This is a genomic window from Listeria sp. PSOL-1, assembly GCF_902806445.1.
Classification (GTDB): Bacteria; Bacillota; Bacilli; order Lactobacillales; family Listeriaceae; genus Listeria.
Genome location: NZ_LR760298.1, coordinates 1,788,521 through 1,805,992, shown reverse-complemented (window position 1 = coordinate 1,805,992; position 17,472 = coordinate 1,788,521). Strand labels below are relative to the sequence as shown.

Here is a 17,472-nt window from a genome sequence, read left to right as displayed (position 1 = left end):
ACGTAAGAACCGGAAGTCTGGCAAACTTTTTAAATGCGAGCGTTTGTCGCGGATTTATTTTGTTCATGTCCTAGGCTCTTAACCATCGCTGCGTTTTTTATCAAAGAAAATTCACCAATAAAAGGAGTTAAAAACGATTGAGCTTTTCAACTTTTCTTAAATTAGTAGAAATTCAAACTAAAATTGCCAGTGTTTTCCCCTTTATGATTGGGACATTGTTTGTCGTTTATCAATACCAGGTATTTGATTGGCAGAATACGCTTATCTTTTTTAGTTCGATGTTTATTTTTGATTTAACGACTACGGCAATTAATAACTATATGGATTACCGGAAAGCAACAGATAATCATAACTATGATTTTCGGAAAACAAGCAATGTTATTGGTAAATATCACATGAAGGCGCGAGCAGTTATTATACTTATTTTTACCATGTTTTTCAGTGCAAGCTTGCTTGGTATCTGGCTTTTGGTGCGGACGGACTTGCTTGTTCTTTTTATTGGGTTTGCTTGTTTTTGTGTTGGGATTTTATATACTTTTGGTCCTGTGCCACTTTCGCGTATGCCACTAGGAGAATTTTTTTCTGGTGTAACAATGGGGTTTGGAATTTTTTTCTTAGCAGTCTATGTCAATGCTTATGCCGCTGGAATTGCGAACCTCATTTGGCAAGGGGAATGGCTATTCCTACGAGTGAATGTGGTTGAGATTATTCGCATTGGTATTATTTCTTTACCATGTATTTTTACAACAGCCAATATTATGTTAGCTAATAATATTTGTGACTTAGAAGAGGACATCCGGAATCATCGCTATACACTTCCCTATTATATAGGAAGAAAAGCGGCTGTTTTATTGTTTAATATTTTGTATTATACTTCATTTTTAGCAATCGTGGTCGCTGTCGTCATTGATTTTTTGCACCCAATTATGTTATTATCGCTACTGATTGTTTATCCTGTTATGCAAAATTTAGCAAAGTTCAATCGAGAACAAGTAAAAGAAAGGACATTTGCTATTAGTATTAAAAATTTTATTTTAATTAATGCTACATTGGTGTTATTGATGGGAGCAAGTGTTTTCTGTTCGCTGTTTTAAAAGGAGGCTAGCTGTGGAATGATCGATAAGTTGATATTTGGACGTTATGTGCCAGGAGAGTCTCTCATTCATAAACTTGATGCACGGACGAAATTACTTGCTGGTATTTATTTCATTGGTATTTTATTTTTAGCGAATAATCTAGTTAGTAATGTTTTGCTAGTCTTATTTACGTTGTTTACTATGATGCTTACAGGAATTAAGCTGACCGCATTTATGAAGGGGATTAGACCGCTTATTTGGTTGATTTTATTTACAGTAATGATGCAAGTTCTTTTTACAATAGGTGGTACAGTTTATTTCACATGGGGACCGGTTGCAGTATCTTCTTTTGGGTTGATAAAGGGAACGTATATTTTTATTCGTTTTATTTTAATTATTATGATGTCAACGCTAGTTATGCTTACGACAACACCGATGGATTTAATGCGTGCAATCGAGTATTGGCTTTATCCATTTAAATATATCAACGTCCCAGTACAAGATGTTGCTTTAATGGTTTCTGTAGCTTTGCGATTTGTTCCTACTTTGGTGGAAGAAACTGAAAAAATTATGAAAGCACAACAAGCGCGAGGCGTGGAGTTTGGCGTAGGAAATTTGTTTCAACAAATGAAATCTGTTGTTCCAATTTTCATTCCGCTTTTTGTCAGCTCATTTAATCGAGCTGAGGATTTGGCAAATGCAATGGAAGCGCGTGGTTATCAAGGCGGGAATCAGCGGACAAAGTTTCACATCCTCCATTGGCATTTATTGGATGGTGCAACATTAATGCTTTTTCTTTTAATAACGATGGTGTTGGTTATGCTTCGAACTACTTGAAATAACTTTTTTGAGAAATTGGTTGATAACGAAGAGAAACACGTGTATAATAGATAAAGTGCAAATGGACGGGCACCCGTCTGCCCATTTTGCAAAAAACGCTCTATACTAAGGGCTCTAGATGTGATGAAGTGGAAGGTTGCTGACACACCCGGCCGCTTTGCCATGGCGGGTATTCAGGTAATTTCCACGGAGAATGTCTATTTTAAAAGTAGGCGAGAAGGAGGGAAAATAATGGCAAAACAAAAAATTCGTATTCGTTTAAAAGCATATGATCATCGTATTTTAGATCAGTCTGCTGAAAAAATTGTGGAAACTGCGAAACGTTCTGGTGCATCTGTATCTGGTCCGATTCCGCTTCCAACTGAGAAGTCAGTTTACACAATCTTACGTGCGGTTCACAAATATAAGGACTCACGTGAACAATTCGAAATGCGTACACACAAACGTTTAATCGACATCGTTAATCCAACACCACAAACAGTTGATAGCTTGATGCGTTTAGACTTGCCAAGTGGCGTGGACATCGAAATCAAACTATAAATCATTTTTTAAAATTATAATTAACAGGAGGTGTGACTCATGACCAAAGGAATCTTAGGTAGAAAAGTAGGGATGACACAAGTTTTCACTGAAAATGGAGAATTAATTCCAGTAACAGTTATCGAAGCAGGACAAAACATCGTGCTTCAAAAGAAAACAACTGAAACAGACGGATATCAAGCTGTACAAATCGGCTTTGAAGATAAACGCGAAGTTTTAGCAAATAAACCCGAAAAAGGTCATGTAGCAAAAGCCAATACTGCTCCTAAGCGCTTCATTCGCGAATTACGCGATGTTAACTTAGATGAGTATGAGATTGGTTCAGAAGTAAAAGTAGACGTATTCACAGCAAGTGACATCGTGGACGCGACAGGCGTATCGAAAGGTAAAGGTTTCCAAGGTGTAATTAAACGCCACGGACAATCGCGCGGCCCAATGGCTCACGGTTCTCGTTACCATCGTCGCCCGGGTTCAATGGGTCCAGTAGCACCTAACCGTGTTTTCAAAAATAAGCGTCTTCCAGGTCGCACAGGTGGAAATCAAACCACTATTCAAAACTTGGAAATTGTAAGAGTAGATGCAGAAAAGAACTTACTTTTAGTTAAAGGTAATGTTCCTGGTGCAAAAAAATCATTAGTTCAAATTAAAGCTGCTATAAAAGCTAAATAATTTATTTGGAAAGGAGGACTAACGAATGCCAAAACTAAGATTACTTAAACAAGACGGATCACAAGCAGGCGAAATCACTTTAAATGATGCTGTTTTTGGAATTGAGCCAAATACAGATGTTGTGACAGAAGTGATTTTGAGCCAAAGAGCTTCCTTACGTCAAGGAACTCATAAAGTAAAAACTCGTTCTGAAGTACGTGGTGGTGGTCGTAAACCATGGCGTCAAAAAGGTACAGGTCGTGCTCGTCAAGGTTCGATCCGTTCCCCGCAATGGCGTGGTGGTGGTACTGTATTCGGTCCAACCCCTCGTTCTTATGCGTACAAATTACCAAAGAAAGTTCGCCGCTTAGCTATTAAATCTATTTTATCTTCTAAAGTACAAGAAGAGAATCTAATCGTGCTTGAAGACTTAGCATTTAATGCACCAAAAACAAAAGAATTTGTTGCTTTCCTTAAAGGAATTTCTGTAGATACAAAAGCATTAATCGTCGTTTCTGGTGAAAGTGAAAATGTAGAGCTATCTGCACGTAACTTACAAGGCATTAAAGTTATTCCAGCTGAAAGTATCTCAGTATTAGAAGTTGCTCGCTACAATAAATTAATTGTGACAAAAGCAGCAGCCGAAAAGATAGAGGAGGTGCTTGCATAATGGATGCACGCGACATCATTAAGCGCCCAGTTGTAACTGAAGCATCTACAAGTGTTCTTGATGACAAGAAGTACACATTTGAAGTAGATACTCGCGCTACAAAAACTCAAGTAAAATATGCGATCGAAGAAATCTTTGAAGTGAAAGTTTCTAAAGTAAACATTATGAACTACAAAGGTAAAAAGAAACGCATGGGACGTTATGCTGGCTATACTAACAAACGTCGTAAGGCGATTGTTACGTTGACAGCTGAAAGTAAAGAAATCCAATTTTTTGAAGTTTAATTCAAACGTTTAGAATAAAAAAATCTAACGAGGAGGGAAAAACATGGCGATTAAAAAGTACAAACCTACCACAAACGGCCGCCGTCATATGACAAGTTCTGATTTTGCTGAGATTACAACAAGTACCCCAGAAAAATCTTTACTTCGTCCTTTGAAAAAGAAAGCTGGCCGTAATAACCAAGGTAAGTTAACTGTTCGTCATCACGGCGGTGGCCATAAACGTCAATACCGCGTGATTGATTTCAAACGTAATAAAGATGGCGTGCCAGGTCGTGTTGCTACAATTGAATACGATCCTAACCGCTCAGCAAATATTGCACTTATTCACTACGTTGATGGAGAAAAACGCTACATCATCGCAGCTAAAGGCCTAGAAGTTGGCCAAACCATTCATTCTGGAGCAGAAGCCGACATCAAAGTTGGTAATGCACTAGAACTTAAAGATATTCCAGTGGGTACTGTTATTCACAATATCGAACTTAAACCAGGAAAAGGCGGACAATTAGTTCGTTCAGCTGGTACAAGTGCTCAAGTTCTTGGTAAAGAAGGAAAATATGTCCTTATTCGTCTTAACTCTGGCGAAGTTCGCATGATCTTAGCTACTTGCCGTGCTACAATCGGTCAAGTTGGTAACGAACAACACGAACTTATTAATATTGGTAAAGCAGGTCGTTCTCGCTGGTTAGGCAAACGCCCAACTGTCCGCGGATCTGTTATGAACCCGAATGATCACCCGCACGGTGGTGGTGAAGGTAAAGCACCAATCGGACGTAAATCTCCAATGTCTCCTTGGGGCAAACCAACACTTGGTTACAAAACGCGTAAGAAAAACAATAACTCCGATAAATTTATCGTACGTCGTCGTAAAGGTAAATAATTATCGAGCAAGCTTAAATTTATTTTTTGGTAGCAGGACAGCACAGAGAGTTCTCTGAGCTTCCTGACTATACGAAAGGAGGTTCCGTCATGGGTCGTAGTTTAAAAAAAGGACCTTTTGTCGATGACCACTTAATGAAAAAAGTAGAAGTTGCTAGTGGCAGCGAGAAAAAACAAGTAATCAAAACCTGGTCTCGTCGTTCTACAATTTTCCCTAACTTTGTGGGATTAACAATTGCTGTATATGATGGACGTAAACACGTTCCTGTCTATGTTCAAGAAGACATGGTAGGTCATAAATTAGGTGAATTCGCACCAACTCGTACGTACCGTGGTCATGCGGGCGACGATAAAAAAACTAAACGATAATTCGAGAGGAGGATAATCCTAATGGCAAATGAAATAACAAGCGCTAAAGCCGTTGCCAAAACGGTTCGTATTGCTCCTCGTAAAGCGAGAATCGTTATTGATTTAATCCGAGGCAAGCAAGTAGGCGAAGCTATCGCTATTTTGAAGTATACTCCAAAAGCGGCTTCCCCAATCATTGAAAAAGTTTTAAAATCTGCTATGGCAAATGCTGAGCATAACTATGATTTAGACATTAATAACTTACTGATTTCTGAAGCTTTCGTTGACGAAGGTCCAACTTTGAAACGCTTCCGCCCACGTGCACAAGGTCGTGCAAGTGCAATTAATAAACGTACTAGCCACATCACAGTTGTGGTAACTGAGAATAAGGAGGGATAACATTGGGTCAAAAAGTAAATCCTATAGGTTTCCGTATCGGCGTCATCCGTGATTGGGATTCCAAATGGTACGCTAAAAAAGATTATGCTAACTTCTTACATGAAGATTTGCGTATTCGTGATTACATTGAAAAACGTTTAGCTGATGCTTCTGTTTCTCGTGTGGAAATTGAACGTGCCGCTAATCGTGTAAATATTACTATTCATACTGCTAAACCTGGAATGGTTATCGGTAAAGGTGGTTCTGAAGTAGAAGCACTTCGTAAAAACCTAAACGATTTAACTCAAAAACGTGTTCACATCAATATTGTTGAAATCAAACGTCCAGATCTTGATGCAAAACTTGTTGGTGAAAACATTGCACGTCAATTAGAAAATCGTGTATCTTTCCGTCGTGCACAAAAACAAGCAATTCAACGTACAATGCGTGCTGGCGCTAAAGGAATTAAAACACAAGTATCGGGTCGATTAGGCGGAGCTGATATCGCTCGTGCTGAACATTATAGTGAAGGAACTGTACCGCTTCATACTTTACGTGCAGATATTGATTATGCACATGTAGAAGCAGATACAACTTACGGTAAATTGGGCGTTAAAGTTTGGCTTTATCGTGGTGAAGTCCTTCCTGCTAAGAAAAACAATGTGGAAGGAGGAAAATAATAATGTTAGTTCCAAAACGTGTAAAATACCGTCGTGAATTCCGCGGCAATATGCGTGGACGTGCTAAAGGCGGAACAGAAGTTGCATTTGGTGAATATGGTTTACAAGCTATTGAAGCTTCATGGATCACAAACCGCCAGATTGAAGCTGCTCGTATCGCGATGACTCGTTATATGAAACGTGGCGGTAAAGTTTGGATTAAAATTTTCCCTCATAAATCTTACACTTCTAAACCAATCGGGGTTCGGATGGGTAAAGGTAAAGGTGCTCCAGAAGGATGGGTAAGCCCGGTAAAACGCGGCAAAATTATGTTTGAAATTGCAGGTGTTCCTGAAGAAGTAGCGCGTGAAGCACTACGCCTTGCAGCACACAAACTGCCGGTCAAAACAAAGATCGTAAAACGTGAAGAAATTGGTGGTGAAGCAAATGAAAGCTAAGGATATCCGTGAATTATCCACTACCGAAATTAAAGATCAAGAAAAAACGCTAAAAGAAGAGCTTTTTAACTTACGCTTTCAGTTAGCTACAGGACAGTTGGAAAATACAGCTCGTATTCGTGAAGTGCGTAAAGCAATTGCCCGCATGAAAACAATTGTTAAAGAAAGAGAACTTGCTTAAAAAGAAAATTGATAAGGAGGTTTTAATGTATGACTGAACGTAATCAGCGTAAAGTTTATACTGGTCGTGTTGTGTCTGACAAAATGGACAAAACAATCACGGTAGTAGTTGAAACATACAAAAAACATGGCTTATACGGAAAACGCGTAAAATACTCAAAAAAATTCAAAGCGCATGATGAAAATAACACTGCAAAAACTGGCGATATCGTCCGCATTATGGAAACTCGCCCACTTTCTGCAACTAAACATTTCCGTTTATTAGAAATCGTTGAAGAAGCAGTTATTATTTAAACTAGTAAATTAAGAAGTTTTGTTCATAATTTTTTACCCGTAATTTTTGGAAGGAGGGTGTCCTAATGATTCAACAAGAAAGTCGTTTAAAAGTGGCTGATAACTCTGGCGCGCGTGAAGTACTAACCATTAAGGTGCTAGGTGGATCAGGGCGCAAAACTGCAAACATTGGTGACGTTATCGTTTGTACTGTCAAACAAGCAACACCAGGTGGCGTTGTCAAAAAAGGCGAAGTTGTCAAAGCAGTAATCGTTCGTACTAAGAGTGGCGCACGCCGTGGAGATGGTTCTTACATCAAATTTGACGAAAATGCCTGTGTCATTATCCGTGATGATAAAGGTCCTCGTGGAACACGTATTTTTGGACCTGTTGCTCGTGAACTTCGTGAAAATAACTTTATGAAGATCGTATCTTTAGCTCCAGAAGTACTATAAAACCAAGCAACAAAATCAAGGAGGTGCTAGACTAATGCATGTCAAAAAAGGTGATAAAGTACAAGTTATTACTGGTAAAGACAAAGGAAAATCAGGCAAAGTACTTGCTGCGTTTCCTAAAAAAGACCGTGTAATTGTTGAAGGTATCAATATGGTGAAAAAACATACCAAACCTTCTAACATCAATCCACAAGGTGGGATTTTAAATGTTGAAGCACCAATTCACGTTTCTAACGTAATGCTTATTGATCCTAAATCCGGTGAACCTACCCGTGTAGGTTATGAAGTAAGAGGCGACAAAAAAGTCCGCATTGCTAAAAAATCCGGTGAAGCAATAGATAAATAAAAGAATTTAAGGAAGGAGGCAACATTACATGAATCGCCTTAAAGAACGCTATCTTAAGGAAATTACTCCTGCTATGATGGAAAAATTTAATTATCGCTCCGTAATGGAGGTACCAAAAATCGAAAAAATCGTAATCAACGTTGGTGTGGGTGATGCTGTAGCAAATGCTAAAGTTTTAGACAGTACAGTTGAGGAGCTTTCTTCAATTACTGGTCAAAAACCTGTTATCACTAAAGCGAAAAATTCTATCGCTGGCTTCCGTCTGCGTGAAGGAATGCCAATCGGCGCTAAAGTAACACTTCGCGGTGAGCGCATGTATGATTTCTTAGATAAATTAATCAATGTTTCACTTCCACGTGTACGTGATTTCCGTGGGGTTTCGAAAAAAGCTTTCGATGGCCGTGGAAACTACACATTAGGTGTAAAAGAACAATTAATTTATCCTGAAATTGATTACGATGATGTAACAAAAGTTCGTGGTATGGACGTTGTTATCGTTACTACTGCAAAAACTGATGAAGAATCCCGTGAGTTATTAACTCAAGCTGGAATGCCATTTCAAAAGTAATCATTAAAAATAAGTAGGGAGGCGAAGACGTGGCTAAAAAATCAATGATCGCTAAACAAAAGCGTGAACCTAAATACGCTGTGCAAGGCTACACACGTTGTGAACGTTGTGGTCGTCCGCATTCCGTTATTCGCAAATTCAAATTATGCCGTATTTGTTTCCGTGAACTTGCCTATAAAGGTCAAATTCCCGGCGTGAAAAAAGCAAGCTGGTAAGATAAAGTTTAAGGAAGGAGGATATACACATGGTGATGACAGATCCAATTGCAGATTTTCTAACTCGCATCCGTAATGCGAACATGGTTAAACATGATAAATTAGAACTGCCTGCATCAAAAATCAAAAAAGAAATCGCGGAAATTTTAAAACGTGAAGGTTTTGTACGCGACGTTGAGTATATTGAAGATAACAAGCAAGGCACAATCCGTGTTTTCTTGAAATACAGTCCAAGTGGTGAGCGTGTAATCACTGGTTTGAAACGTATTAGTAAACCTGGGTTACGTGTATACGCAAAATCAAGTGAGGTGCCTAAAGTACTTAATGGCTTAGGCATTGCAATCGTTTCTACTTCTCAAGGTCTTTTAACTGATAACGAGGCTCGCGCGAAACAAGTCGGCGGAGAAGTATTAGCTTACGTTTGGTAAAGAAAAGTAAAATACAAGGAGGTGCGCTAAATGTCCCGTATAGGTAATAAACCTATTACTATTCCAGCAGGTGTAACTGTTACGCTTAATGGAACTCAAGTAACTGTTAAAGGTCCTAAAGGAGAACTTGTTAGAGAGTTCAATCCTGATATTAAAATTAACATTGAAGGCGATGTAATTAACATTACTCGTCCATCTGAACATAAAACTCATCGTGCTCTTCATGGAACAACTCGTGCGGTCTTAAATAACATGGTTGTTGGTGTTTCTGAAGGGTATGAAAAAACACTTGAACTTGTCGGTGTAGGTTATCGTGCACAAAAACAAGGTCAAAAACTTGTTCTTAACGTTGGATACTCTCATCCAGTAGAATTTGTTGCTCCACAAGGTGTTGAAATTGAAGTTCCAGCAAACACACAAGTGATTGTCAAAGGTTTCAATAAAGAGCACGTTGGAGAACTAGCTGCAAACATTCGCGCTGTGCGTCCACCTGAACCATATAAAGGTAAAGGAATTCGTTACCAAGGTGAACATGTACGACGCAAAGAAGGTAAAACTGGTAAATAATGCCGCATAGGCTATTTAGAGAGAAGAGGTGAGTCGTGTGATTACTAAAATCGACAAAAATAAAGTTCGTAAAAAAAGACATGCACGTGTTCGTTCTAAAATCGATGGAACAGAAAGCCGTCCACGTTTAAATGTTTATCGTTCAAATAAACATATTTACGCACAAATCATTGATGATGTAAACGGCGTTACACTAGTTAGTGCGTCGAATCTAGATAAAGACTTCAGTTCAGCTGAATCCAAAGTTGACGCTGCAAGTAAGGTTGGAGCATTAGTTGCGAAACGAGCTTCTGAAAAAGGCATTACTACTGTCGTATTTGACCGTGGTGGATATCTTTATCATGGCCGCGTAAAAGCTCTTGCTGAAGCTGCTCGCGAAAACGGATTACAATTCTAAATCGAGAAGGAGGGAAAAATTACATGCCTGAAATTATTGATGGAAACAAATTAGAATTAGAAGAGCGCGTTGTTACAATTAACCGTGTTGCAAAAGTTGTTAAAGGTGGTCGTCGTTTCCGCTTCACAGCACTTGTTGTTGTTGGAGATAGAAATGGCCATGTAGGTTTCGGTACTGGGAAAGCACAAGAAGTTCCAGATGCGATCCGCAAGGCTGTTGACGATGCTAAGAAAAACATGGTATTTGTACCAACTGTAGGTACAACGATCCCGCATAGAGTTGTAGGACGTTTTGGTGGTGGAAATATTCTACTTAAACCTGCAAGTGCCGGTTCTGGAGTAACTGCTGGTGGTCCAGTACGTGCAGTCCTTGAGCTTGCTGGTGTGGCAGATGTTTCTTCTAAATCACTTGGCTCAAATACACCGATTAACATGGTTCGCGCTACAATTGATGGAATTAAACAACTTAAAAAAGCAGAAGACGTTGCAAAACTTCGCGGCAAATCAGTTGAAGAATTGCTAGGATAAGGAGGGAATTATCATTATGGCGAAATTAGAAATCACTCTAAAACGCAGCTTAATCGGTCGTCCCGAAACACAACGAAAAACAGTCAAAGCACTTGGCCTTGGCAAAACAAATTCTGTTGTTGTAAAAGAAGATAATCCTGCAATTCGTGGGATGGTAAATCAAGTTAGCCATCTTTTGGACGTTAAAGAAGTTTAAGCTTTAAAAGAATTAGTGAAATGAATTTGAATATAGGAGGAGGTGCTTGACATGAAACTACACGAACTTAAACCTTCAGAAGGTTCTCGTAAAGAGCGTAATCGTGTTGGTCGTGGTACAGGCTCTGGTAACGGAAAGACTGCTGGACGTGGACATAAAGGACAAAAAGCGCGTTCTGGCGGTGGCGTGCGTCCAGGTTTTGAGGGTGGGCAATTACCACTTTTCCGTCGTTTACCTAAACGCGGATTTACAAACATCAACCGTAAAGAATTTGCAATCGTAAATCTTGATGTTTTAAACCGTTTTGAAAATGGCACAGAAGTAACCCCAGAATTATTAATTGAGGCTGGGATTGTTAGCAATGCTAAGTCTGGGATCAAAGTTTTATCAACTGGATCACTTGAAAAGAAAATTACAGTGAAAGCAAATAAATTTTCTGCAGCTGCTAAAGAAGCTATCGAAGCTGCTGGCGGAAAAGCTGAGGTGGTCTAATGTTTCAAACGTTAGTAAACTTTTTTAAGGTCGCTGATATTCGGAAAAAGATCTTATTTACACTGGCTATGTTGATCATTTTCCGTGTGGCAACATTTATTCCAGTGCCAGGAGTAAATGTATCAGCACTACAACAAACAATGCAAGGTGGGATTTTTGGCTTCCTTAACACGTTTAACGGTGGAGCACTTAAAAACTTTTCCGTTATAGCGATGGGGGTTATGCCTTATATCACAGCTTCAATCATTGTTCAATTGCTACAAATGGATGTTGTCCCTAAGTTAACTGAATGGTCGAAGCAAGGTGAAATGGGTCGTAAAAAACTCAACCAATTAACACGTTATTTAACGATCATTTTAGGACTTATTGAAGCTTTTGGTATGGCAGTTGGCTTTAACCGAATTTCAGGTTCAACACTGCTGACTAATCCTTCTATCTTCCAATACATTCTTATTGCTATTGTACTGACTACTGGAACAATGTTCTTAATGTGGTTAGGTGAACAAATCACTGTAAAAGGTGTTGGTAATGGTGTTTCTATCATTATCTTTGCTGGTATTGTTGCTCGTATTCCTGATGGTATTCGTCAAGTTTACGTTCAGCAAGTTGAAGGTGCTGGAGATCAACTATTTCTTCACATCTTGGTATTAGCAGGTATTGCTTTAGCGGCACTATTAATCGTTGTTGTCGTGATTTACTTCCAGCAAGCACTGCGCAAAATACCAATTCAATATTCAAAGCGTGTAGCTGATAATAAGCAAGGCGGTGCACAAGCCACTCACTTGCCGCTTAAATTAAATTCAGCAGGTGTTATTCCTGTCATTTTTGCAAGTGCATTTATTATTACGCCACAAACGATTCTAGGTTTTCTTCAAACAGACAACCAAATCGTATCTGTTTTGAAAAATGTTTTTAACTATACAAAACCAATCGGCATGGTTTTATATGTTGTTTTAATTATCGCATTTACGTATTTCTACGCGTTTATTCAAGTTAACCCTGAAAAAGTGGCTGATAACTTGAAGAAACAAGGCGGTTATATTCCAAGTAAACGCCCAGGAAGAGAAACTCAAGCTTATCTTACTTCGGTTCTTTACCGCTTGACTTTTGTTGGCGCGATTTTCTTAGCAGCAGTTGCTGTTGTACCAACAATTGGAGCTACAGCATTTAACTTGCCACAAACGCTCGCAATCGGTGGTACAAGTCTTCTGATTGTTATCGGTGTAGCACTTGATACAACGAAACAGCTCGAAGGACAACTGGTAAAACGAAATTATCGAGGATTCATCAAATAACACGCGGTATCTGTTGGGGGTTTCCCGACAGAAACCATCCGTGTGTAAGTAAGGAGCGAATCAGTTGAAGTTAGTATTAATGGGACTTCCTGGTGCTGGTAAAGGTACACAGGCTGAGAAGATTGTTGAAAAATATAATATCCCTCACATCTCAACTGGGGATATGTTCCGTGCAGCAATGAAAATGAACACAGATTTAGGAGTAGAAGCTAAATCTTATATCGATAAAGGTAATTTAGTTCCTGATGAAGTGACAAACGGTATCGTTCGCGAACGTTTGGCCGAAAATGATGCAAAAAATGGTTTTTTGCTTGATGGTTTTCCGCGTACTGTGGAACAAGCTAAAGCACTTGAACAAATTTTAAGCGATCTTGGGACTGAACTTGATGCTGTAATAAACATCAATGTTGATAAGGATATTTTAGTAAAACGTCTTGCTGGACGTTGGATTTGCCCAACTTGTGGTAAGACTTATCATGAAATTTACAATCCACCTAAAACACAAGGTATTTGTGATGAGGATGGAAGCGAACTTTATCAACGCGAAGATGACAAAAAAGAAACAGTTGAAAATCGCTTAAACGTCAACTTAAAACAAACAGAGCCATTGCTCAATTTTTATAAAGAAACAGGTAAACTTCACAACATTAATGGTGAACAAGAGATTGACGACGTTTTCTGTGATGTGGAAAAAATTCTTGCTTCTTTTTAAGGAGAGCTGCTCTTGAGATTCCTTGTCAAAATTTATCCGTGCAAAACTTAAGTGTTTGTAGTATAATGGGTAATTGGCAGTGGAATAAATACGTTTTAGCAAATCATGATGAACGAGAGAACCGCCCCGTATTCTATCCAACCCATATGGAAAACTACTGAATTGTAAGTTTTTACTATTCTTCTGGATTTACGGATTTCACTTTACAGGTTTTCTAAATACTTTTGTCCCGCAGTTTTGTGCGGATTGGCGTTTAACGTTTTTTCATGTAAATAGAGTATTTACACCGAATAAAGCAAAACCCAAGTGATCCTAGTAAATAAAGAAGGAGGTAGCGAACGTATGGCAAAAGAAGATGTCATTGAAGTAGAAGGTGAAGTTCAAGAAACGTTGCCTAATGCGATGTTTAAGGTTAAACTTGAAAATGGTCATGAAGTGCTTGCCACTGTTTCAGGTAAGATCCGTATGCACTACATCCGCATTCTACCTGGTGATCGAGTAACAATTGAACTTTCTCCGTATGACTTAACACGCGGTAGAATCACTTATCGTTATAAATAATTTGCTCTTGAGACCTGAATTTATATACCGGTCTGGTTCGCCAGCTTAGTAAGTATCGGTTTATAGAGACATTTTCTCTAGTAAACAAGGAGGTATATTGAATGAAAGTAAGACCATCTGTTAAACCTATTTGCGAAAAATGTAAAGTTATTCGTCGTAAAGGTAAAGTAATGGTAATTTGTGAAAATCCAAAGCATAAACAAAAACAAGGATAATAAGGAGGTGCTTAGCTAAATGGCACGTATTGCAGGTGTGGATGTTCCACGTGAAAAACGTATCGTCATCTCTTTGACTTATATTTACGGTATTGGGAAACAAACTGCTCTACAAGTACTTAAAGAAGCAGGTGTTTCAGAGGATACTCGTACTCGTGATTTGACAGAAGAAGAATTAGGTAAAATCCGTGAAATCGTAGACCGTATTAAAGTAGAAGGGGATCTTCGTCGTGAAGTGAACTTAAACATTAAACGTCTAATCGAAATTGGTTCTTATCGTGGTATGCGTCATCGTCGTGGTCTTCCCGTTCGTGGACAAAATACTAAAAATAATGCTCGTACTCGTAAAGGTCCTTCTAAGACCGTTGCAGGTAAGAAGAAATAATTTAAGTTATTAGCAAAGGAGGTAGTTAGTGAATGGCTCGTAAAACGAATACTCGTAAACGCCGTGTGAAAAAGAATATCGAAAGCGGTATTGCACACATTCGTTCCACGTTTAATAATACAATTGTAACGATCACTGATATGCAGGGTAATGCAATTTCATGGTCAAGCGCAGGTGCATTAGGATTTAAAGGTTCTCGTAAATCTACTCCTTTTGCCGCTCAAATGGCTGCTGAAACTGCTGCAAGAACAGCGATGGAACATAACCTTAAAACTTTAGAAGTAACAGTTAAAGGCCCTGGTTCTGGTCGTGAAGCAGCAATTCGTGCCTTACAAGCAGCTGGTCTAGAAGTTACTGCAATCAAAGATGTAACTCCAGTGCCACATAACGGATGCCGTCCTCCAAAACGTCGTCGTGTATAACAAATAGCCGCATTTTTGACGACAAAAAGAGTGGTTTGTTCTGTCTGGAGAAAGGCAGAGGTTAGACTTTGGAACTAAGAAATAAGACGTTTTGAAGGAGGGTAAATTTGAATGATCGAAATTGAAAAGCCAAAAATCGAGACGATTGAGATCAGCGATGATGCCAAGTATGGGAAGTTTGTTGTAGAGCCACTTGAGCGTGGATATGGTACAACTTTGGGTAACTCCTTACGTCGTATTCTATTATCTTCACTTCCTGGTGCAGCAGTTACATCTATCCAAATTGATGGTGCATTGCATGAGTTTTCTGTAATTGAAGGTGTAGTTGAAGATGTGACAACCATTATCATGAATATCAAAAAACTAGCTTTAAAAGTTTATTCTGAAGAAGAAAAAACCTTAGAAATCGATATTCAAGGACCAGGTGTTGTTACCGCTGGAGATATTAATTTCGATAGTGATATTGAAGTTTTAAATCCAGATTTGCATATCGCAACGCTGAGTGAAAATGCTAAATTCCATGTTCGTTTGAATGCAGCTCGCGGCCGCGGTTACACACCAGCCGATCAGAACAAACGTGAAAGTATGCCTATTGGGGTGCTTTTGATTGATTCCATTTTTTCACCAGTTATCCGTGTCAACTACCAAGTAGAAAATACACGTGTTGGACAATTAACGAATTACGATAAGTTAACATTTGATGTTTTAACTGATGGAAGTATTAGCCCGGAAGAAGCTGTTTCTTTAGGTGCAAAAATTCTTTCTGAGCACTTAAGTATTTTTGTTAATTTAACTGATGAAGCTCAAAAAGCCGAAATCATGATCGAAAAAGAAGAAAGTCACAAAGAAAAAGTTCTAGAAATGACAATTGAAGAATTAGATTTATCCGTCCGTTCGTATAATTGTCTAAAACGTGCTGGTATTAATACTGTACAAGAACTAGCTGACAAATCTGTAGACGATATGATGAAGGTTCGTAACTTAGGACGTAAATCTCTTGAAGAAGTCCAAGTAAAACTTGCTGATTTAGGCTTATCTCTAAGAAACGAAAACTGATAAAAAAGTAAGGAGGGAAAATTTCTATGGGTTACAGAAAATTAGGTCGTACAAGCTCTCAACGTAAAGCTTTATTACGTGATTTAGCGACTGATTTAATTATCAATGAACGCATTGAAACAACTGAAGCACGTGCTAAAGAAGTTCGCAAAGTTGTTGAGAAAATGATCACTTCTGGTAAAAAAGGTGATTTGCATGCTCGTCGCCAAGTGGAAGCATTCATCCGCCATGAAGTTGCTGAAGTGAAACAAATCGAAAAAACAAAAAAAGATGGTTCAACTGTAAAAGTAAACCAACCAATTTATGCGTTACAAAAATTATTCAATGACGTAGCACCTAAGTATGCTGATCGTCAAGGTGGATATACTCGCATTTATAAAAAAGGCCCTCGTCGTGGTGACGGAGCACCAATGGTTATAATCGAACTAGTTTAATAGATAAAAGTGTAAGTAAAGCAGGTAGAGTGTCATGATAAGCCATGTTTTTTGGCCTTGTCTAGCTCTGTGTGCTCCTCTCATGTACGATATAGGGAGGAGCACAGGCTTTTTTTGTTTTTAATAAAAATAAGTTTGCCAGAAACCGGAAGCGTAACGTACGACTGTACGTGAGAACCGAAAGTCTGGCAAACTTATTTAATGAGAACTACAAGCGCTTGTCGCCGATTTATTTATGACTCTATTTTTTATTCCATTTTCTCAATTGTCAAATCAGGCAATTCCTGCATATAGTCAAACAACTTTGTTCCCTCTTGGTAAGTTTTAGCTTTTACGATGAAAGAAACACGAAAAACACTTGTATCACCAAAATAGTCTTTTTTAGTTTCATAATTTGTTATCCGAAAGCCCTGCTGCCTGGCAAAACGGGTGATTTTTGCTAAGTTAGCTTTATTGTCTGTTGAGTAAACTAAAGCTATACTATAAAGCCCCACAGATTTAAAAATAATACTTAAAAATTCTAAACCAACCAAAGTAAGAATAGTTGCACCAAAGCCGACTATGTACATTCCAGCACCGATCGCAAGTCCAATTCCAGAAGTTGCCCAGAGTCCTGCTGCAGTAGTTAAACCACGAACAAATTGTTTTTGAATAATAATTGTTCCAGCTCCGATAAAACCGATTCCACTTACGACTTGTGCAGCAACCCGACTAGGATCAACAACGATACCATTTTTCCCTGCAACTTGGCCGAAACCATACTGTGAAACAATCATGATTAAAGCGCTACCAAGTGAGACAAGGAAATGCGTACGAAATCCTGCTTCTTTCGCACGGAATTCTCGGTCTAGACCAATAATTGCTCCAAGAATGCTTGCCACTATGAGGCGCAGTAAAAAATCCCACCACATTATCTTCACCTCTTTATTATATATATCCCCTTAATCCCATGAAAACAAACATAAGGAGCC

Annotated in this window: 32 protein-coding genes; 31 read left to right on the top strand and 1 reads right to left on the bottom strand. The window is 38.7% G+C overall.

Features of this window, described 5'->3' with window-relative positions:
- Positions 1 to 137 precede the first annotated feature (137 nt).
- From menA to rplQ, 31 genes are all read left to right on the top strand, one after another.
- Positions 138 to 1,094: a 1,4-dihydroxy-2-naphthoate polyprenyltransferase gene (gene menA, locus G6Q10_RS08810; RefSeq protein ID WP_163655191.1), complete on the top strand. Its 957-nt coding sequence runs from the start codon at positions 138 to 140 to the stop codon at positions 1,092 to 1,094.
- Positions 1,095 to 1,112: 18 nt separating this feature from the next.
- Positions 1,113 to 1,913: an energy-coupling factor transporter transmembrane component T family protein gene (locus G6Q10_RS08805; RefSeq protein ID WP_163655189.1), complete on the top strand. Its 801-nt coding sequence runs from the start codon at positions 1,113 to 1,115 to the stop codon at positions 1,911 to 1,913.
- Between the two features lie 234 nt (positions 1,914 to 2,147).
- The gene (gene rpsJ, locus G6Q10_RS08800) at positions 2,148 to 2,456 is read left to right on the top strand and encodes a 30S ribosomal protein S10 (RefSeq protein ID WP_025729837.1); all 309 of its coding nucleotides are present in this window, start codon (positions 2,148 to 2,150) and stop codon (positions 2,454 to 2,456) included.
- 39 nt (positions 2,457 to 2,495) lie between these two features.
- Entirely contained in the window at positions 2,496 to 3,125 is a 630-nt protein-coding gene (rplC, locus tag G6Q10_RS08795) for a 50S ribosomal protein L3 (protein ID WP_163655187.1), read from the top strand.
- Between the two features lie 25 nt (positions 3,126 to 3,150).
- On the top strand, positions 3,151 to 3,774 hold the full coding sequence (rplD, locus tag G6Q10_RS08790; RefSeq protein WP_163655185.1) for a 50S ribosomal protein L4: 624 nt from the start codon (positions 3,151 to 3,153) through the stop codon (positions 3,772 to 3,774).
- A complete protein-coding gene (gene rplW / locus G6Q10_RS08785; protein ID WP_163655183.1) occupies positions 3,774 to 4,058 on the top strand; it encodes a 50S ribosomal protein L23 in 285 nt (94 codons plus the stop codon). Before rplD ends, rplW begins: the two co-directional genes overlap by 1 nt.
- A gap of 43 nt (positions 4,059 to 4,101) precedes the next feature.
- Positions 4,102 to 4,935 carry a 50S ribosomal protein L2 gene (gene rplB, locus G6Q10_RS08780; RefSeq protein ID WP_163655181.1) on the top strand — a complete coding sequence of 278 codons (834 nt, stop codon included), beginning with the start codon at positions 4,102 to 4,104 and terminating at the stop codon, positions 4,933 to 4,935.
- Between the two features lie 89 nt (positions 4,936 to 5,024).
- The gene (gene rpsS / locus G6Q10_RS08775) at positions 5,025 to 5,303 is read left to right on the top strand and encodes a 30S ribosomal protein S19 (RefSeq protein WP_163655179.1); all 279 of its coding nucleotides are present in this window, start codon (positions 5,025 to 5,027) and stop codon (positions 5,301 to 5,303) included.
- Positions 5,304 to 5,324: 21 nt separating this feature from the next.
- The gene (rplV, locus tag G6Q10_RS08770) at positions 5,325 to 5,681 is read left to right on the top strand and encodes a 50S ribosomal protein L22 (protein ID WP_163655177.1); all 357 of its coding nucleotides are present in this window, start codon (positions 5,325 to 5,327) and stop codon (positions 5,679 to 5,681) included.
- A gap of 2 nt (positions 5,682 to 5,683) precedes the next feature.
- Positions 5,684 to 6,340 carry a 30S ribosomal protein S3 gene (gene rpsC / locus G6Q10_RS08765; RefSeq protein WP_163655175.1) on the top strand — a complete coding sequence of 219 codons (657 nt, stop codon included), beginning with the start codon at positions 5,684 to 5,686 and terminating at the stop codon, positions 6,338 to 6,340.
- Positions 6,341 to 6,342: 2 nt separating this feature from the next.
- Positions 6,343 to 6,777: a 50S ribosomal protein L16 gene (gene rplP, locus G6Q10_RS08760; RefSeq protein ID WP_163655173.1), complete on the top strand. Its 435-nt coding sequence runs from the start codon at positions 6,343 to 6,345 to the stop codon at positions 6,775 to 6,777.
- Entirely contained in the window at positions 6,767 to 6,958 is a 192-nt protein-coding gene (rpmC, locus tag G6Q10_RS08755) for a 50S ribosomal protein L29 (RefSeq protein WP_163655171.1), read from the top strand. Before rplP ends, rpmC begins: the two co-directional genes overlap by 11 nt.
- A gap of 29 nt (positions 6,959 to 6,987) precedes the next feature.
- The gene (gene rpsQ, locus G6Q10_RS08750; RefSeq protein WP_163655169.1) at positions 6,988 to 7,251 is read left to right on the top strand and encodes a 30S ribosomal protein S17; all 264 of its coding nucleotides are present in this window, start codon (positions 6,988 to 6,990) and stop codon (positions 7,249 to 7,251) included.
- Between the two features lie 65 nt (positions 7,252 to 7,316).
- Positions 7,317 to 7,685: a 50S ribosomal protein L14 gene (gene rplN / locus G6Q10_RS08745; protein ID WP_163655167.1), complete on the top strand. Its 369-nt coding sequence runs from the start codon at positions 7,317 to 7,319 to the stop codon at positions 7,683 to 7,685.
- 34 nt (positions 7,686 to 7,719) lie between these two features.
- Complete coding sequence (rplX, locus tag G6Q10_RS08740; RefSeq protein WP_163655165.1) at positions 7,720 to 8,031, top strand: 50S ribosomal protein L24; 312 nt, start codon at positions 7,720 to 7,722, stop codon at positions 8,029 to 8,031.
- Between the two features lie 28 nt (positions 8,032 to 8,059).
- Positions 8,060 to 8,599 (top strand): 50S ribosomal protein L5, encoded by a 540-nt coding sequence (gene rplE / locus G6Q10_RS08735; protein ID WP_163655163.1) that lies wholly within the window; start codon positions 8,060 to 8,062, stop codon positions 8,597 to 8,599.
- A gap of 29 nt (positions 8,600 to 8,628) precedes the next feature.
- The gene (locus tag G6Q10_RS08730; RefSeq protein ID WP_099222915.1) at positions 8,629 to 8,814 is read left to right on the top strand and encodes a type Z 30S ribosomal protein S14; all 186 of its coding nucleotides are present in this window, start codon (positions 8,629 to 8,631) and stop codon (positions 8,812 to 8,814) included.
- 29 nt (positions 8,815 to 8,843) lie between these two features.
- Positions 8,844 to 9,242: a 30S ribosomal protein S8 gene (gene rpsH, locus G6Q10_RS08725; protein ID WP_163655161.1), complete on the top strand. Its 399-nt coding sequence runs from the start codon at positions 8,844 to 8,846 to the stop codon at positions 9,240 to 9,242.
- A 30-nt stretch (positions 9,243 to 9,272) separates the two neighbouring features.
- The gene (gene rplF / locus G6Q10_RS08720) at positions 9,273 to 9,809 is read left to right on the top strand and encodes a 50S ribosomal protein L6 (RefSeq protein WP_163655160.1); all 537 of its coding nucleotides are present in this window, start codon (positions 9,273 to 9,275) and stop codon (positions 9,807 to 9,809) included.
- A 37-nt stretch (positions 9,810 to 9,846) separates the two neighbouring features.
- A complete protein-coding gene (rplR, locus tag G6Q10_RS08715; RefSeq protein WP_163655158.1) occupies positions 9,847 to 10,206 on the top strand; it encodes a 50S ribosomal protein L18 in 360 nt (119 codons plus the stop codon).
- Positions 10,207 to 10,229: 23 nt separating this feature from the next.
- Positions 10,230 to 10,733 carry a 30S ribosomal protein S5 gene (gene rpsE, locus G6Q10_RS08710; RefSeq protein WP_163655155.1) on the top strand — a complete coding sequence of 168 codons (504 nt, stop codon included), beginning with the start codon at positions 10,230 to 10,232 and terminating at the stop codon, positions 10,731 to 10,733.
- 16 nt (positions 10,734 to 10,749) lie between these two features.
- The gene (rpmD, locus tag G6Q10_RS08705) at positions 10,750 to 10,929 is read left to right on the top strand and encodes a 50S ribosomal protein L30 (RefSeq protein WP_163655153.1); all 180 of its coding nucleotides are present in this window, start codon (positions 10,750 to 10,752) and stop codon (positions 10,927 to 10,929) included.
- A gap of 51 nt (positions 10,930 to 10,980) precedes the next feature.
- Positions 10,981 to 11,421, top strand: a complete 441-nt coding sequence (rplO, locus tag G6Q10_RS08700; protein WP_163655151.1) for a 50S ribosomal protein L15 — start codon at positions 10,981 to 10,983, stop codon at positions 11,419 to 11,421.
- Positions 11,421 to 12,716, top strand: coding sequence for a preprotein translocase subunit SecY (gene secY, locus G6Q10_RS08695; protein ID WP_163655149.1), 1,296 nt, complete (start codon positions 11,421 to 11,423; stop codon positions 12,714 to 12,716). The genes rplO and secY overlap by 1 nt, the downstream gene beginning before the upstream one ends.
- Before the next feature lie 64 nt (positions 12,717 to 12,780).
- Positions 12,781 to 13,428 (top strand): adenylate kinase, encoded by a 648-nt coding sequence (locus G6Q10_RS08690; protein WP_163655147.1) that lies wholly within the window; start codon positions 12,781 to 12,783, stop codon positions 13,426 to 13,428.
- 342 nt (positions 13,429 to 13,770) lie between these two features.
- Positions 13,771 to 13,989 (top strand): translation initiation factor IF-1, encoded by a 219-nt coding sequence (gene infA / locus G6Q10_RS08685; protein WP_163655145.1) that lies wholly within the window; start codon positions 13,771 to 13,773, stop codon positions 13,987 to 13,989.
- A gap of 101 nt (positions 13,990 to 14,090) precedes the next feature.
- Positions 14,091 to 14,204, top strand: a complete 114-nt coding sequence (gene rpmJ, locus G6Q10_RS08680) for a 50S ribosomal protein L36 (RefSeq protein ID WP_003156543.1) — start codon at positions 14,091 to 14,093, stop codon at positions 14,202 to 14,204.
- Between the two features lie 19 nt (positions 14,205 to 14,223).
- The gene (gene rpsM / locus G6Q10_RS08675; RefSeq protein WP_163655143.1) at positions 14,224 to 14,589 is read left to right on the top strand and encodes a 30S ribosomal protein S13; all 366 of its coding nucleotides are present in this window, start codon (positions 14,224 to 14,226) and stop codon (positions 14,587 to 14,589) included.
- Between the two features lie 32 nt (positions 14,590 to 14,621).
- Complete coding sequence (gene rpsK / locus G6Q10_RS08670; protein WP_163655141.1) at positions 14,622 to 15,011, top strand: 30S ribosomal protein S11; 390 nt, start codon at positions 14,622 to 14,624, stop codon at positions 15,009 to 15,011.
- A gap of 111 nt (positions 15,012 to 15,122) precedes the next feature.
- A complete protein-coding gene (locus tag G6Q10_RS08665; RefSeq protein ID WP_163655139.1) occupies positions 15,123 to 16,067 on the top strand; it encodes a DNA-directed RNA polymerase subunit alpha in 945 nt (314 codons plus the stop codon).
- Positions 16,068 to 16,093: 26 nt separating this feature from the next.
- Positions 16,094 to 16,501, top strand: coding sequence for a 50S ribosomal protein L17 (rplQ, locus tag G6Q10_RS08660; protein WP_163655137.1), 408 nt, complete (start codon positions 16,094 to 16,096; stop codon positions 16,499 to 16,501).
- Between the two features lie 248 nt (positions 16,502 to 16,749).
- Here rplQ and G6Q10_RS08655 read toward each other — a convergent pair whose 3' ends face one another.
- Complete coding sequence (locus G6Q10_RS08655) at positions 16,750 to 17,412, bottom strand: MgtC/SapB family protein (RefSeq protein WP_163655135.1); 663 nt, start codon at positions 17,410 to 17,412, stop codon at positions 16,750 to 16,752.
- Positions 17,413 to 17,472: the final 60 nt, after the last annotated feature.